The organism is Streptomyces indicus, from assembly GCF_900100315.1.
GTDB classification, from domain to species: Bacteria; Actinomycetota; Actinomycetes; order Streptomycetales; family Streptomycetaceae; genus Streptomyces; species Streptomyces indicus.
In genome coordinates this window covers 39,258-52,467 of the sequence record NZ_FNFF01000008.1, presented here as the reverse complement: position 1 = coordinate 52,467, position 13,210 = coordinate 39,258, and the positions used below count along the sequence as shown (strand labels likewise).

Here is a 13,210-nt window from a genome sequence, read left to right as displayed (position 1 = left end):
GCCCGCACGTCGTCCGCCGCGATCGGGTTTCATGGCCCCATGAACAACGACAGCCCCGCGACGCCTGCCGACGTCCCCCGCTGGGAGCAGCGCTTCCGTGCCCCCCGCGTCTCCCTGCCGGACTGGGCGGAGGACGCACCGCAGCGCGCGCTGTTCGTGTCCAATGCGACCGGTACGTACGAGCTCTACGCCTGGGACCGCGACACCGGCGCGCAGCGCCAGGTCACGGACCGGCCCAACGGCACGACGGACGGGGTGCTCACCCCCGACGGCCGGGCGATCTGGTGGTTCGCGGACACCGACGGGGACGAGTTCGGCGTGTGGATGCGCCAGCCCTTCGAGGGCGCGGCGGGCGGCACGGACGAGCCGGCCGTCCCCGGTCTCGCGCCTTCGTATCCGGCCGGACTCGCCCTCTCCCGTGACGGCTCGGTGGTGGTCGTGGGGCGCTCGACGGACGACGAGGGCACGACGGTCCATGTCGTACGCGACGGGGGAGAGCCCGTCGAGATCTACCGGCACGAGGAGTCGGCCGGCGTCGGCGACCTCTCGCACGACGGCACCCTGATCGCGATCGAGCACACCGAGCACGGCGACGCGATGCACGCGGCGCTGCGCATCGTGCGCCTGGACGGCTCGACCGTGGCCGAGCTCGACGACTCCGCGGGCGGCACGAAGGAGCTGGGCCTCGAAGTTCTCGGCTTCGCCCCCGTGGACGGGGACACCCGGCTGCTCGTCGGCCACCAGCGCCGCGGCCGCTGGGAGCCGATGATCTGGGACGTCGCCGCGGGCACCGAGACGGACCTCGCCCTCGACCTGCCCGGCGACGTGAGCGCGCAGTGGTACCCGGACGGCTCGGGCCTGCTCGTCGGCCACGGCTTCGAGGCCCGCAGCGAGCTGTACCGCTTCGATCTGTCCTCGCGTGAGCTGACCCGGATCGACACCCCGCCGGGCTCGGTGGGCGGTGCCACGGCGCGCCCCGACGGCACCGTCGAGTACCTGTGGTCCTCGGCGGCCGTGCCGCCCGCGGTGCGCTCCACGACCGGCGCGGTGGTGCTCGACCCGCCCGGCCCGAAGGCCCCCGGCTCCGTGCCGGTCGAGGACGTCTGGGTGGAGGGACCCGGCGGCCGGGTGCACGCGCTCGTGCAGCGCCCCGCGGGCGAGGGCCCGTTCCCCACCGTCTTCGACATCCACGGCGGTCCGACCTGGCACGACAGCGACGAGTTCGCCGCGGGCCCGGCGGCCTGGGTGGACCACGGCTATGCGGTGGTCCGGGTCAACTACCGGGGTTCGACGGGATACGGACGCGCGTGGACCGACGCGCTCAAGCACCGGGTCGGCCTGATCGAGCTGGAGGACATCGCGGCCGTACGCGAATGGGCCGTCACCTCGGGCCTGTCCGACCCGGCCCGCCTGGTCCTCGCGGGCGCGTCCTGGGGCGGCTACCTCACCCTGCTCGGCCTCGGCACCCAGCCCGGCTCCTGGTCCCTGGGCCTGGCCTCGGTGCCGGTGGCGGACTACGTGACGGCGTACCACGACGAGATGGAGAACCTGAAGGCGATGGACCGCACGCTCCTGGGCGGCACACCGGAGGAGGTCCCGGAGCGGTACGCGGCCTCGTCCCCGCTCACGTACGTGGACGCGGTCAAGGCGCCGGTCTATATCGCGGCGGGGGTCAACGACCCGCGCTGCCCGATCCGCCAGATCGACAATTACGTCTCCCGCCTGGAGGCCCGCGGCGCCGTCCACGAGGTGTACCGCTACGACGCGGGCCACGGCTCCCTCGTGGTGGACGAGCGCATCAAGCAGGTCCGCCTGGAGCTGGAGTTCGCGGAGCGGCACCTGGGCTGAGGCCCGCGGTCCCGGCGCCCCGGGTCCACCGCCGGGCCCCCGCACTCCGGGCTCCCCGGGACCCGGGCCCGGGGAGCCCGGGGCGGGGCCGTACCGTAAAGGGGTGTACCGCTTCCTGCTGACGCCGCGCTGGTGGGGCATCAACGTCTTCGTCGCCCTCGCCATCCCCTTCTGCATCTTCATGGGGTCCTGGCAGCTCGGCCGCTTCGAGGACCGCGTCGAAGGCCACCGCACGGCGGAGCGGCAGAGCGAGCAGGCGGGCAAGGGCGCGGCCGCCCCGCTCACCGACCTGCTCCCGGTCACGAAGGAGACCTCCGGGAAGCGGGCCACGGTGACGGGCACGTGGGCCGACCAGTTCACGGTCCCCGACCGCGAGCTGGACGGGAAGCGCGGCTTCTACGTCCTCGGGCTCCTGAAGACCGACGCGGGCAAGGCGATCCCGGTGGTCCGCGGCTGGGTGCCGGCCGGCACGAAGGAGCCGTCCGCCCCGACCGGCGAGGCCACCCTGACCGGCGCGCTCCAGGCCTCCGAGAGCGCCGGCAGCGGCGCGGGCGCGGCCGGCGGCCTGCCCGAGGGCCAGCTCGGCATGATCAGCGCGGCCTCGCTGGTGAACCTGGTCCCGTACGACGTCTACGACGCGTGGATCACCGCCGACCGGGCCGCCGACGGGCTGCGCCCGGTCCCGCCGAAGGCCGCCCAGGGCACGGGGCTCGACCTGAAGGCCTTCCAGAACCTGGGCTACACCGGCGAGTGGTTCATCTTCGCGGGCTTCGTGCTGTTCATGTGGTTCCGCCTGTTCCGGCGCGAGGTGGAGTTCGCACGGGACGCGGAACTTGGCCTGGCGCCGTCCGACGAGACCGCCGCGGCCGGTGGCCGGCCCGGTGAGAGCGCCCCGGCCGAAGCCCGCCGTACCGCCGACGCCTGATCCACCCCGGCCGCCCGCGCCCGCAAACACCCGAGCGCGCAGCCGCACCCGCACGCACCCGAGCCCCGACCGGAAACGGCCGGGGCTCGGGCGGAGACAGGACTCGGACGCTCGGACGCGGGAAGGGCGTCCCTCAGGGTCCGTCAGCGGTTGCCCTGACGGCGGGCCTGGACCTTCTGCTGCATCCCGCGGGTCTTCGCGCTGATGGACTGCACCTCGGGCTTCGTGCCCTTGGCGCGGGCCTGGGCCGCGGAGAGCTTGGAGTGCTGGGGGTCCTTGGGGTGGTCGTGGGCGTGCTTGGCCATGATCCACTGTCCTCCTTGCGCCGGAAGCGGCATACCTCCTCCACTCTCCCCCCGGTACGGGGCTTCGGCCACTTGGCGCAATCGGCGACACTGGGGCCATGGGATTCGCCGTGATGGCCACGCTGCCCGGTCTCGTCGTCCTTCTGACGGTGATCGCGATCGTCGACCAGGTGCTGCTGCGCGCCGGCCGCGCGGGCATCCTGCCGTGGCGGAACGCGGCGCGGACGGGGCAGATCTCCGCCACCGGCTTCGAGCAGCTGCACGGTTCCCTGTCGCCGGGCAAGCAGCACGAGCTCAAGGAGCGCGAGTCGTCCCTCGTGCTGCGCGACGACGAGGACGACGGCGCGCCCCCGCACCGCGGCGTGATCGACCTCGACAGCGGCACGGCGGTCATCCGCCGCCCCCGGCCCTAGCCCGCCTTCGTTTCCGCTGCCCTGCCCCTAGACGGCCTTCAGCTCCGCCGCCCCGAACGACACGTCGAACCGGTCGCACCAGATCGACACGCTCCCGAAGTCGTCCAGGCGCACGTCGGCCGGGATCGCGTAGTTCTGGTCGCCCTTGTTGCCCTTGAGCTTGCCCAGGCTGACGTACTTGCCGTCGTCGAAGACCCGCCAGCCGGCCGTGCCCTCCTTGACGGGGGCGTCGGTGATCCAGACCCGCAGATCGGGCCCGTTGCTGGTGTCCAGGTCCGTGAGGCGCAACACCCGGGAGCCGTCGGCCAGTTCGAGCACCTGCACCGATCCGCGCGTCGCGTGCTCGTGGCTGATGAACGAGCCGCGCGCCAGCGCCTTCGGCTCCGCGGCGCCCGTACGCTCCCCGGCCCCGCCGCCCGGCTCCTGCGACGCCGTGCCGCCGCCCGGCGCCGAGACCCCCGGCGCGGCCTCGCGCACCGTCTCGTCCTGCCACAGCTTCCACGGCTGGAACCAGTACAGACCGAACCCCACGAGGACCGCGCCGGCCACCGCCGCGGTCACCAGGTACCGGGGCCTGAGAAGCCTGCGTACTCGGGACATGGGAACCTCCTCACCGGCACCGCGAACGCCGGCACCACCGACACGGCCGGACCGGCCGCTCACCGTATTCAACGGCGGGAGCGGCCGGTCCGATCGCGAGGAGCCGGTGACGTAAGACTTCCGTCATCAGGCCTTCGTCAGCAGGTGGCTGCCCTCAGGCCTCTGCCCTCAGGCCTCCGTCAGCGCTTGACGGTCTTGTTGTACGCGCGCAGCGCCCACCAGTACCCGAAGAGGCTGAGCCCGGCGCACCAGGCGAGGGCGATCCAGCCGTTGTTGCCGATCTCGCCGCCCATCAGCAGGCCGCGCACGGTCTCGTTGATCGGCGTGAAGGGCTGGTACTCGGCGAACCAGCGCAGGCCGGACGGCATCGAGTCGGGGTCCACGACCGCGCTGCCCATGAGGGGGAGCAGCGTCAGCGGCAGCGGGCCGTTGGAGGCGGACTCCACGGTCTTGGCGTTCATGCCCATGCCGGCGCACAGCCAGCTCAGACCCAGGGCCAGGAAGACGAGCAGGCCTGCGGCGGCGAGCCACTCGACGACCGAGGCGTCCGGCCGGAAGCCGATCGCGACGGCGAGGCCGGTGATCAGGACGAGAACGGCCGTGACCTGGATGGTGCTGCCGAGCACGTGCCCGCTGAGCATGGCGCCGCGGGAGATCGACATCGTACGGAAGCGGTTGATGATGCCTTCCGTCTTGTCGGTGCAGACGGACACCGCGGTGGCCACGGCACCGGAGGCCGCGGTCATCACGATGATGCCGGGCACGAGGTAGTTGATGTAGTCGTCGCGCGTGGTGCCGGGGCCGAGGGTGCCGGTCCCGATGGCGCCGCCGAAGACGTACACGAAGAGCAGCAGGAAGAGCAGCGGCATGACGATGATCGAGATCGTCATCGCCGGGTAGCGCTGCATGTGCTTGATGTTGCGGCGCAGCATCGTCAGCGAGTCGCGTACGGCGGTGGAGCGGCCGGAAGCGGCCGGGGCGGGGGTGAGGGTCGCGGTGCTCATCGGGCCGACTCCTTCGGCTGGTGGGGGAGGTGGGCGGGGTCGTCCGTCTTCGGCCGGCCCGTGAGGGTCAGGAAGACGTCGTCGAGGTCGGGGGTGTGCACGGTCAGGGACTCGGCGTGCACCTCGGTGGTGTCGAGGACGTCGAGGATCGCGCGCAGGTTGGTGGTGGAGCCGTCGCTGGGGATCTGCAGCGTGAGGGACTCCTCGTCGCTGGTGGCCACCCCGAACACCGAGGCGGCAGCGGCGAGTTGGGCCGCGTCGGCGAACTGGAGCCGCACGTGTCCGCCCGGGATCAGCCGCTTGAGCTCGTCGGCGGTGCCCTCGGCGATCAGCTTGCCGTGGTCCAACAGTGCGATGTTGTCGGCGAGTTGGTCCGCTTCCTCCAGGTACTGCGTGGTGAGGAAGATGGTGGTGCCCTGGCGCACGAGGTCGCGGATCAGGTCCCACATGATGCGCCGGCTGCGCGGGTCGAGGCCGGTGGTGGGTTCGTCGAGGAAGATGATGCCGGGCGCGGCGACCAGGGTCATCGCGAGGTCCAGCTTGCGGCGCATACCGCCGGAGAAGGTCGCCGCCGTCTTCTTCGCGGCCTCCGTGAGGTCGAAGCGCTCGAGCAGGTCGGCGGTGCGGCGCCTGCCCTCGGCCTTCGGCAGATGGTTCAGGTCGGCCATCAGCATCAGGTTCTCCTCGGCGGTGAGGAGGTTGTCCACGGCCGAGAACTGGCCGGTGACCCCGATCGACTTCCGTACGCGTTCGGCCTGTTCGACCATGTCGTACCCGGCGATCTGCGCCTTGCCGGAGTCGGCGGCGATCAGGGTCGAGAGGATCTCGACGGTGGTGGTCTTGCCGGCGCCGTTCGGGCCGAGCAGGGCGAAGATGCTGCCCTTGGGGATCGTGAGGTCGATCCCGTCGAGCACGACTTTGTCTCCGTAGGACTTGCGCAGTCCGAGGGCGGTGATGGCGGCGGGAGCAGTGGTGGACGTGCTCATGACAGCCGGCCTCCTTCGCGGGGGTAGGGGTGGTGAAGTCTCTTGTTCTGTACGGGCGTCGGGACCCGTGTTCTGTACGGGCGTCGGGCCCCGTGCGGGGCGGGTGGCACCCTCCGACGGGCGGAGGGCGCCCGGGGCGGGTCAGGCGCGGCGGATGACCACGTCGCCGACCGAGGTGCGGCCGCGGACCTCGACGGTCTCCTTCGAGGCGTCGGGTCCGGCGCTCGTGCCGAGGCTGTTGCGGACGGCGCCCGCCTTGGTGCTCACGTCGAGCCAGGCGGCCGTGCCCTCGGCGATGCCGATCTCCAGCGGGCCGACGGAGGTCTCGAAGCGGACGCTGCCGCGCTCGACCCGGCCGATCTGGATGCCGCCCGTGGAGGAGGCCGCGTCCACGTTGGCCCGTGCGGTGCCCACGCTGATCCGGCCGTTGGCGGCCTTGACCTGGAGGTTGCCGCTGATCACGCCGATGGCGCTGTCGCCGTTGCTGTTCTTCACGGTCGCCGAGCCCTCGATCTCGCCGAGGTCGATCCGGCCGGTGCCCGAGGTGAACAGGTGGTCGGGGCCGCTCGCGCGGTCCACGCGGATGTCGCCGAAGCCGGTTCTGACGCTGGCGGTGGCGACCTCGTCGATCTGGACGTTGCCCATCGAAGTCTTGACCGTGACGTCACCGAACCGGCCCTCGCCGTCGATGTAGATCATCGAGGCGTTGCTGTTCAGCGCGGAGCCGGTCGGCACGGCGATGACCACGTCGATCCCGCCGGACTTGTTGAACACCGAGCGGGACTTGGGCGCCTTGACGAGCAGCCGGCCGCCGGCGAGGCCGACCTGGGTGTTCTGCGCGGTGCGCACGTCGCGGTCGCTGCCCTCGTTGGTGGGCGTGACCTCGACCGTGGTGTCGGTGCGGTCGCTCGCGGTGATCCGCAGGTTCACCATGTCGCCCTCGACGGTGACGGTGATGGGTCCGGGGGTCTCGTAACGGGTCATGTCGGGTCCGTCCTTACGGTGCGAAGTCTGCGGTGGAAGTGAGGGGGGGCTCGGCGGGGTCTAGGTCGCCCAGCCGGTGAAGTCGCGGGCGTGGTCGGGGTGGTGGGGCGGGCCGGGCGGCGGTGCAAGGGCGGCGGCCACGGCGCGGCCGAGCCAGGCGTTGAGCGAGAGTCCGTCGCGGGCGGCGGCGGCTTCGGCCCGCACCTTGAGGTGGGCGGGGAGCCGGAGGTTGATCCGGGCGGTGCCGCCCTCGTCGGCGTCGGCGGGCGCGTCCGCTCCGGGGGCGGCCGGCGGCTCCGGAAGCGCCATCGCCGGGGCGGGGAAGGCTGTCGCCGGGGCGGGGAACGCCGTCGGCCGTACGCGCTCCGCCTCGTCCGGCTGCGGCGCGCTGACCACGAACTCGGGGTCGGTGCCCCGCAGCCGTACGGCCACGGAGCCCGGGGCGAGCTCCCTGGTCACCTCGGCCATGGCGTCCGACAGCGCGGCGAGGAGCGTGAGCCGGGCGGCCGACTCGAGCGGCCAGGTGAGCCGCTCGGCGAGGGCGTGGGTGTCCGGCCCGGCCGCCTCGGCGGCGGTCGCCAGTTCCTGGCGGAGGGTGTCCACGTACGGCGTGAGGTCCATGACGCCACTATGGCGCCATTGCGGCGCCAGGTCAAGCGGTCTTGGCGCGAGATGGTGCCAGAACGGGTCGGCCGGAGCGAGGGATTTGGCGTCTGTGCAGGTCAGGGCTGCTCCTGGTGGTCAAGAAAAAATCCCCGACCGCCGCTGTACGAGCGACGGACGGGGATCTGTGGTGCGAACCTCGGTGCGTGATGGCGCCACGTGGCGCCATGGGGGTGCGAGGGGTAGCTGCTGCCTAGCTCACCCACCCCGTGAACCCCTGGCCCGCCCCGCGCGCACGGGAGGCGGCGGGCTGCTCGTGCCGGGGCTCGGGGTGGATGGCCTGCGAGGCGGCGCGGACGAGCCAGGCGTTGACCGAGAGGCTGTCGCGCGCGGCGGCCTCCTCGACCCGGGCCTTGAGGTGGGCCGGCAGCCGGAAGTTGATCCGCGCCATCGAACCGTCGTCGGCCTCGGGCGCGACGGGCGGCGCGGGCGGCAGCGGCGCCTGGACGGGCGCGGCGGGCTGGGCCGCTGCCTCGGCCGCGGGCGGGTTCGTCACCACGAACTCGGGGTCGAGCCCGCGCAGCCGTACATCAACGGACCCCGGCGCCAGCTCACGGGTGACCTCGTCCATCGCCGCCGACAGGGCGTGCAGCAGGGTCAGCCGGGTGGCCGACTCCAGCGGCGCGGACAGCCGCTCGGCCAGATCGCGCGCCTCGGGCCCCGCGGCGTCGGCGGCGACGGCGAGCTCCTGGCGAAGGGTGTCCACATACGGCGTGAGGTCCATGCCGCCGATTATGGCGCGTGTGGCGCCATGGGGGGTGCGAGGGGTGCCATGGGGGGGGGCTTGGTGTGCGGGCGGGCGAATCGGGGCGAAGGGTGGTGGCGCCAGGGGCGGGGGTGTAGCGCAACGGGGTGCTCCGCTACCCCGTCTGTTCCCGCTGCCCCGGCTGCCGCACCTTCTCGGCCTGCTCGGTTGGGCCCTGCTCGGGCCTCCCCGGCCCGGTCCGTACTCGCTCCGCCCGCAACTCCCGTATGAGCGCCCGCACCGCGGCGGTCCGCGCCAGCTCGGGTGTGGTCACGTACCCGATCGTGCGGGTCGGGCGGCCGGGGCCGAGGTCGGCGATCTCCACCGTGGGCGGGGCGTCGCGCAGCGACAGCTCCGGCATGACCGCCATGCCACGGCCCTGCGCGACGAGGGCGAGCACCGTGCCGTCGTCCTCGGCGGTGATCGTCGCCCGCGGCAGCCAGTCCTGTGCCTTTCATGGTTCGTCGAACTGCCATCGACGCAACGGTCTGCCCGGCTGGTGGATTCCTCCGTAGCGTCCCGGCCATGACGATCACAGCACGCGTCGTGCACCAAGTGGCACGGCCCTCCGGCTTCCCGTCCGCCGACGACTTCGCCTTCACCGAGCAGCAGCTCGCCGCGCCCGCCCCGGGCGAGGCCCTGGTGGAGAACCTGCTGCTCTCCGTCGACCCGTACCACCGCGAACTCATGGACGAGGCAGGCCTGACGAGCGGCGCCGTCTCGTGGGGGCTCGGCTCCCCGCTGGAGGGCCGCTCCATCGGGCGCGTCCTCACCTCGGCCGACCCCGCCCTCGCCCCCGGCGACCTGGTGTACCACCGCGCGGGCTGGCGGACCCACGCGCTGGTGCGGGCCGACGCGGTGCGGGTGCTGCCCCGTTACGACGGGGTGCCGACGACCGCCTTCCTGTCGGTCCTCGGCGGTACGGGCCTGACGGCGTGGGTGGCTCTCACGCGTACCCTCCAACTGCGGCCCGGCACCGACCTGTTCGTGTCGGCGGCGGCCGGCGGGGTGGGCACGGCGGCCGGCCAACTGGCACGGCTGCTCGGGGCGCGGCGGATCATCGGCAGCGCGGGCTCGCCCGCGAAGGTCGAGCGCCTCGTGAAGGAGCTGGGCTTCGACGAGGCCTTCGACTACCACGACGGCCCGGTGTCCTCGCTGCTCGCGCAGGCCGCCCCCGACGGCCTGGACGCGACGGTGGAGAACGTCGGCGGCGACCATCTGGAGGCCGCCATCGGCTCCCTGCGCCCCTTCGGCCGGATCGCCTGGGTGGGCGCGGTCGCCCAGTACCACTCCCTCGGCTCCCCGCCGCCGGCCCCGCGCAACCTGTTCGACGTGGTGGGCAAGTCCCTGCGCCTGGAGGGTGTCATGGTCCGCAACCACCTCGATGCCCAGGCCGAGTTGGAGGACTTCGCCGTCCCGCACATCCGCTCGGGCGCGCTGGTGCCTCAGGAGACGGTGGTGGAGGGCTTCGAGAACACCGTGGAGGCGTTCCTGGGCATGCTGCGCGGCCGGAACACGGGGAAGATGATCGTGCGGGTGGGGACCTGACCGTCCCGTACGGGCCTCGCGATCACGTGTCGTTCAGCCCCACTGAGGTGCGGGGCCCCGCGGGCCGCGCGGCTTCGTCACGGCGCCGACGATCCCGCTGACCGCGCTGGTCGCGGCGAGGCTGCCGACCAGCACCATCATGGCGCCGACCATGTAGAGCCCGCTCGCGTCGTCCGACCAGTCGTAGACGGCGGCCGCGGTCAGCCCGGCGGTCACCCCGATGACACCGACCTGGGGGAGGCCGCGCGCGGCCGCCCAGACCACCGGCCCGAGCAGGGTCAGGACCAGCCCCGCCACCTGCCAGGCCTCGTACGGTCCGGTCGTCGAACCGTCGGGGTGCACGTCGCGCCGCTGGTCCCAGCCGAGCCAGGCGGCCCAGGCGGCGAGCGCGAACGCTGCCAGCGCCACCGTCGCGAGGCGCGGGTGGCGAGAGGTGAGGTCGTGGAGTCGCTTGTTCATGATCCCAGCCTCCGCGCAGACGGCGGGACGGACCACCGTACGGATACTCAGGTACCGGGCCGCCGGGTACTCACCCGCCGTCCGCACCCCCACCCCCCCAACCGACTCACCGCATCCCGGCCCGCTCCCGCAGCAACTCCACTCCCTCGCCCCGGAGTTCCGCGCAGTAGTCCGCGCGCCCTGTCATCGCCATCACGAGCGCCAGCGTGCCGCCCGTCACGGGCTTGCCCGACTCCGGGCCCGCCGTGAACGGCCCGTCGTCCGCCACGAGCCGCAGCCCGCCGATCCGCCCCTTGGCCACCACCACGAGGTCCGTGCCGGCGTAGTACCCGGCCACCGCGGTCAGCGTGCCGGCCGGATACGCGCGCCGGATGCCCAGCGGCCGCCGGATGTCCTCACCGTGCACCACCGTCTCGCCGAGCAGCGCGAGCGGCGGCAGCGGCGGCTTGCGCCGGCTCGGTACGGCGGCGCGGAAACGCGCCAGCGTCTCGGCCGCATCGGCGCCGAGCTGCCGCTCCAGCTGCATCGCCACCTGCCGGTCGAAGTCGAACCGGCAGCGCACCACGCCCGCGAACCACGTCACCGGGTTCAGGCGCGCGGCCGCCGTCAGATGCGCGAGCACCTCGCGCACGCTCAGCCCGGCACACAGCGACTCGGTCTCCCACCGCCCGGCGTCGAGCCCCGCGAGATCCTCTGCGAGAGCGGCCCGCTCGGCATGGATCAACGGCCATACGTCGCGGCCGCGCACCGGCCGCCGCGTCTGCTGCACCTGCTGGGTCATTCGGAAGCCTTCCGTGGGGAGACCGGGAACAGGGCAGACCGCTCCGGCACCGCAATCTCATCGCCAGGCAGCGGCCCGCCCGCGGCACAGGCCCACCACCCGACGAACAAGCAGCAGCCCTCAGTCGTGCGGAGCCTCCCCCGTCACCCGGTGATCCGCATGACTCAGCGCCTCCACCACAAGGCGGCGCACATGCCCGTCGCGCAGCCGGTAATGGACATGCCGTCCCTCGCGCCGGGTCTCCACCAGGCCGGCCAGGCGGAGCTTGGCGAGGTGCTGGCTGACCGCCGTACGGGAGGCCGTGCCCTGGCCGGTGAGCGTGCCGACGTCCGACTCGCCCTGGGCGAGCAGCCAGAGCAGATGCAGCCGGGTCGCGTCCGCGAGCATCGCGAACACCGCCGCCGCCTCGGCGAGACGGGCCGCGTCGGGGGCGTCCTGGTGGGCCGCGGGACGGGCCGGGCCCGCTGCGTCGGCGTCGGGGGAGGGCATGGGCTCAGCGTAGAGGAAACGTCATCGTGTGCACGTATGCGCACATGTATGTACGCTGAGGGGGCGGGCGCCGACCACCGGGCCCGATCCGGAGCGACCGCACCGACCCCGGAGGGACCGCCATGCCGACCGTGCTGCGTGACCGGACCTACCGCCGCCTGTTCACCGCCCAGGTCGTCGCCCTGCTCGGCACCGGACTCGCGACGGTCGCGCTCGGGCTGCTCGCCTACGACCTCGCGGGCGCGCGGGCCGGCTCGGTGCTCGGCACCGCGCTCGCGATCAAGATGGTGGCGTACGTGGGGATCGCGCCCGTGATCGGCGCCCTCGGGGCCCGGATCCCGCGCCGGACGCTGCTCGTCGGCTCCGATCTGCTGCGCGCCGGGGCCGCGTCGAGCCTGCCGTTCGTGACGCAGGTCTGGCAGGTGTACGTCCTGATCTTCGTGCTCCAGGCGGCGTCCGCCGCGTTCACCCCGACCTTCCAGGCCCTCGTCCCGGACGTGCTGCCCGCCGAGCGCGACTACACCCGCGCGCTCACCCTCTCCCGTCTCGCGTACGACCTGGAGAGCCTGTTCAGCCCGGCGCTCGCCGCCGCCCTGCTCACCCTCATGAGCTACCACCGGCTCTTCCTCGGCACCGTCGGCGGCTTCCTGGCCTCCGCGGTCCTGGTGGTCTCGGCGGTCCTGCCGAAGCCCGCCGCCGTCCCCCGCGGGCGCGGTGCCGCCACCGCCGGCATCCGCCTCTTCCTCGTCACCCCGAGCCTGCGCGCCCTGCTCGCCCTCGACCTCGCCGTGGCCGCGGCGAGCGCGACCGTCACCGTCAACACCGTGGTGTACGTACGGGATTCGCTCGGCCGCGGCACCGGCGACGTCGCCTTCGCGCTCGGCGCCTACGGTGCCGGTTCGATGCTGGTGGCCCTGCTGCTGCCGCGTCTCCTCGACCGGCTGGCCGACCGTACGGTGATGCTCGCCGGAGGCCTGCTGCTCACCCCCGTCTTCGTCGGCCTCGCGGTCATCTCAGGTCCGGGCGGCGGGAGTTGGCGATGGGCGGCGCTGCTCGGGTCGTGGGCGGCGTTCGGCGCGGCCTGCTCGACGGTGCTCACGCCCACCGGCCGCCTGATCCGCCGCGCGGCCCCGCCCGAGGAGCGTCCCCCGGCGTACGCCGCCCAGTTCTCGCTCTCGCACGCCTGCTGGCTGCTCACCTACCCGCTGGCCGGCTGGCTGGGGGCGGCGGCCGGCCTGCGGTCCGCGGTGCTCGTCCTCGGCGCGCTGGCCGCGGCCGCGGCGATCGCGGCCGTGCGGATGTGGCCCGCCGTGGACGCACCGGCGCACGTGCACCCCGAACTGCCCGCCGGGCACCCGCACGTGGCGGGCGCGGCCCGGACGGCCGGCGGCTGGCGGCACAGCCACCGCCCGGTCCGGGATGCGCTGCACCCGGCGCCTGCCGGCTAGCGACCGCACCCG

At 73.4% G+C, this 13,210-nt stretch carries 15 protein-coding genes and 1 pseudogene; 5 read left to right on the top strand and 11 right to left on the bottom strand.

Annotated features, from left to right (window positions below):
• The first annotated feature begins 39 nt into the window (after positions 1 to 39).
• Together BLT97_RS20410 and BLT97_RS20405 are read left to right on the top strand one after the other, a co-directional pair.
• The gene (locus BLT97_RS20410; RefSeq protein ID WP_093612330.1) at positions 40 to 1,848 is read left to right on the top strand and encodes a S9 family peptidase; all 1,809 of its coding nucleotides are present in this window, start codon (positions 40 to 42) and stop codon (positions 1,846 to 1,848) included.
• Between the two features lie 103 nt (positions 1,849 to 1,951).
• Complete coding sequence (locus tag BLT97_RS20405; RefSeq protein WP_093612328.1) at positions 1,952 to 2,773, top strand: SURF1 family protein; 822 nt, start codon at positions 1,952 to 1,954, stop codon at positions 2,771 to 2,773.
• 143 nt (positions 2,774 to 2,916) lie between these two features.
• On the opposite strand, the gene BLT97_RS37915 is transcribed toward BLT97_RS20405, so the two are convergent.
• Positions 2,917 to 3,078 (bottom strand): hypothetical protein, encoded by a 162-nt coding sequence (locus BLT97_RS37915; RefSeq protein WP_176953844.1) that lies wholly within the window; start codon positions 3,076 to 3,078, stop codon positions 2,917 to 2,919.
• A 98-nt stretch (positions 3,079 to 3,176) separates the two neighbouring features.
• Here BLT97_RS37915 and BLT97_RS20400 point away from each other — a divergent pair, with 98 nt between their 5' ends.
• On the top strand, positions 3,177 to 3,491 hold the full coding sequence (locus tag BLT97_RS20400) for a DUF6191 domain-containing protein (protein ID WP_093612326.1): 315 nt from the start codon (positions 3,177 to 3,179) through the stop codon (positions 3,489 to 3,491).
• Positions 3,492 to 3,518: 27 nt separating this feature from the next.
• On the opposite strand, the gene BLT97_RS20395 is transcribed toward BLT97_RS20400, so the two are convergent.
• The 7 genes and pseudogenes from BLT97_RS20395 to BLT97_RS20365 all read right to left on the bottom strand — a co-directional run.
• Positions 3,519 to 4,091: a DM13 domain-containing protein gene (locus BLT97_RS20395; RefSeq protein ID WP_093612324.1), complete on the bottom strand. Its 573-nt coding sequence runs from the start codon at positions 4,089 to 4,091 to the stop codon at positions 3,519 to 3,521.
• Positions 4,092 to 4,270: 179 nt separating this feature from the next.
• Complete coding sequence (locus BLT97_RS20390) at positions 4,271 to 5,095, bottom strand: ABC transporter permease (RefSeq protein WP_093612322.1); 825 nt, start codon at positions 5,093 to 5,095, stop codon at positions 4,271 to 4,273.
• Positions 5,092 to 6,081: an ATP-binding cassette domain-containing protein gene (locus BLT97_RS20385; RefSeq protein WP_093612320.1), complete on the bottom strand. Its 990-nt coding sequence runs from the start codon at positions 6,079 to 6,081 to the stop codon at positions 5,092 to 5,094. The genes BLT97_RS20390 and BLT97_RS20385 overlap by 4 nt, the downstream gene beginning before the upstream one ends.
• Positions 6,082 to 6,222: 141 nt before the next feature.
• Complete coding sequence (locus BLT97_RS20380; protein WP_093612318.1) at positions 6,223 to 7,065, bottom strand: DUF4097 family beta strand repeat-containing protein; 843 nt, start codon at positions 7,063 to 7,065, stop codon at positions 6,223 to 6,225.
• A gap of 60 nt (positions 7,066 to 7,125) precedes the next feature.
• A complete protein-coding gene (locus tag BLT97_RS20375; protein ID WP_093612316.1) occupies positions 7,126 to 7,686 on the bottom strand; it encodes a toxin-antitoxin system HicB family antitoxin in 561 nt (186 codons plus the stop codon).
• A gap of 235 nt (positions 7,687 to 7,921) precedes the next feature.
• A complete protein-coding gene (locus tag BLT97_RS20370; protein ID WP_093612314.1) occupies positions 7,922 to 8,452 on the bottom strand; it encodes a hypothetical protein in 531 nt (176 codons plus the stop codon).
• 136 nt (positions 8,453 to 8,588) lie between these two features.
• A pseudogene (locus tag BLT97_RS20365) lies at positions 8,589 to 8,924 on the bottom strand (LysR substrate-binding domain-containing protein); the annotation flags it as partial.
• A gap of 74 nt (positions 8,925 to 8,998) precedes the next feature.
• Between BLT97_RS20365 and BLT97_RS20360 the strand changes: the two are divergent.
• A complete protein-coding gene (locus tag BLT97_RS20360; RefSeq protein WP_093612310.1) occupies positions 8,999 to 10,021 on the top strand; it encodes an NADP-dependent oxidoreductase in 1,023 nt (340 codons plus the stop codon).
• Positions 10,022 to 10,054: 33 nt separating this feature from the next.
• Here the strand turns inward: BLT97_RS20360 and BLT97_RS20355 are convergent, their stop codons facing one another.
• From BLT97_RS20355 to BLT97_RS20345, 3 genes are all read right to left on the bottom strand, one after another.
• Positions 10,055 to 10,480, bottom strand: a complete 426-nt coding sequence (locus BLT97_RS20355) for a hypothetical protein (RefSeq protein WP_093612745.1) — start codon at positions 10,478 to 10,480, stop codon at positions 10,055 to 10,057.
• A gap of 106 nt (positions 10,481 to 10,586) precedes the next feature.
• Positions 10,587 to 11,261, bottom strand: coding sequence for a maleylpyruvate isomerase family mycothiol-dependent enzyme (locus BLT97_RS20350; RefSeq protein ID WP_093612308.1), 675 nt, complete (start codon positions 11,259 to 11,261; stop codon positions 10,587 to 10,589).
• A gap of 120 nt (positions 11,262 to 11,381) precedes the next feature.
• Entirely contained in the window at positions 11,382 to 11,750 is a 369-nt protein-coding gene (locus tag BLT97_RS20345; protein WP_093612306.1) for an ArsR/SmtB family transcription factor, read from the bottom strand.
• A 122-nt stretch (positions 11,751 to 11,872) separates the two neighbouring features.
• Here BLT97_RS20345 and BLT97_RS20340 point away from each other — a divergent pair, with 122 nt between their 5' ends.
• Positions 11,873 to 13,198 carry an MFS transporter gene (locus BLT97_RS20340; protein ID WP_093612304.1) on the top strand — a complete coding sequence of 442 codons (1,326 nt, stop codon included), beginning with the start codon at positions 11,873 to 11,875 and terminating at the stop codon, positions 13,196 to 13,198.
• The last annotated feature ends 12 nt before the right edge of the window (positions 13,199 to 13,210 follow it).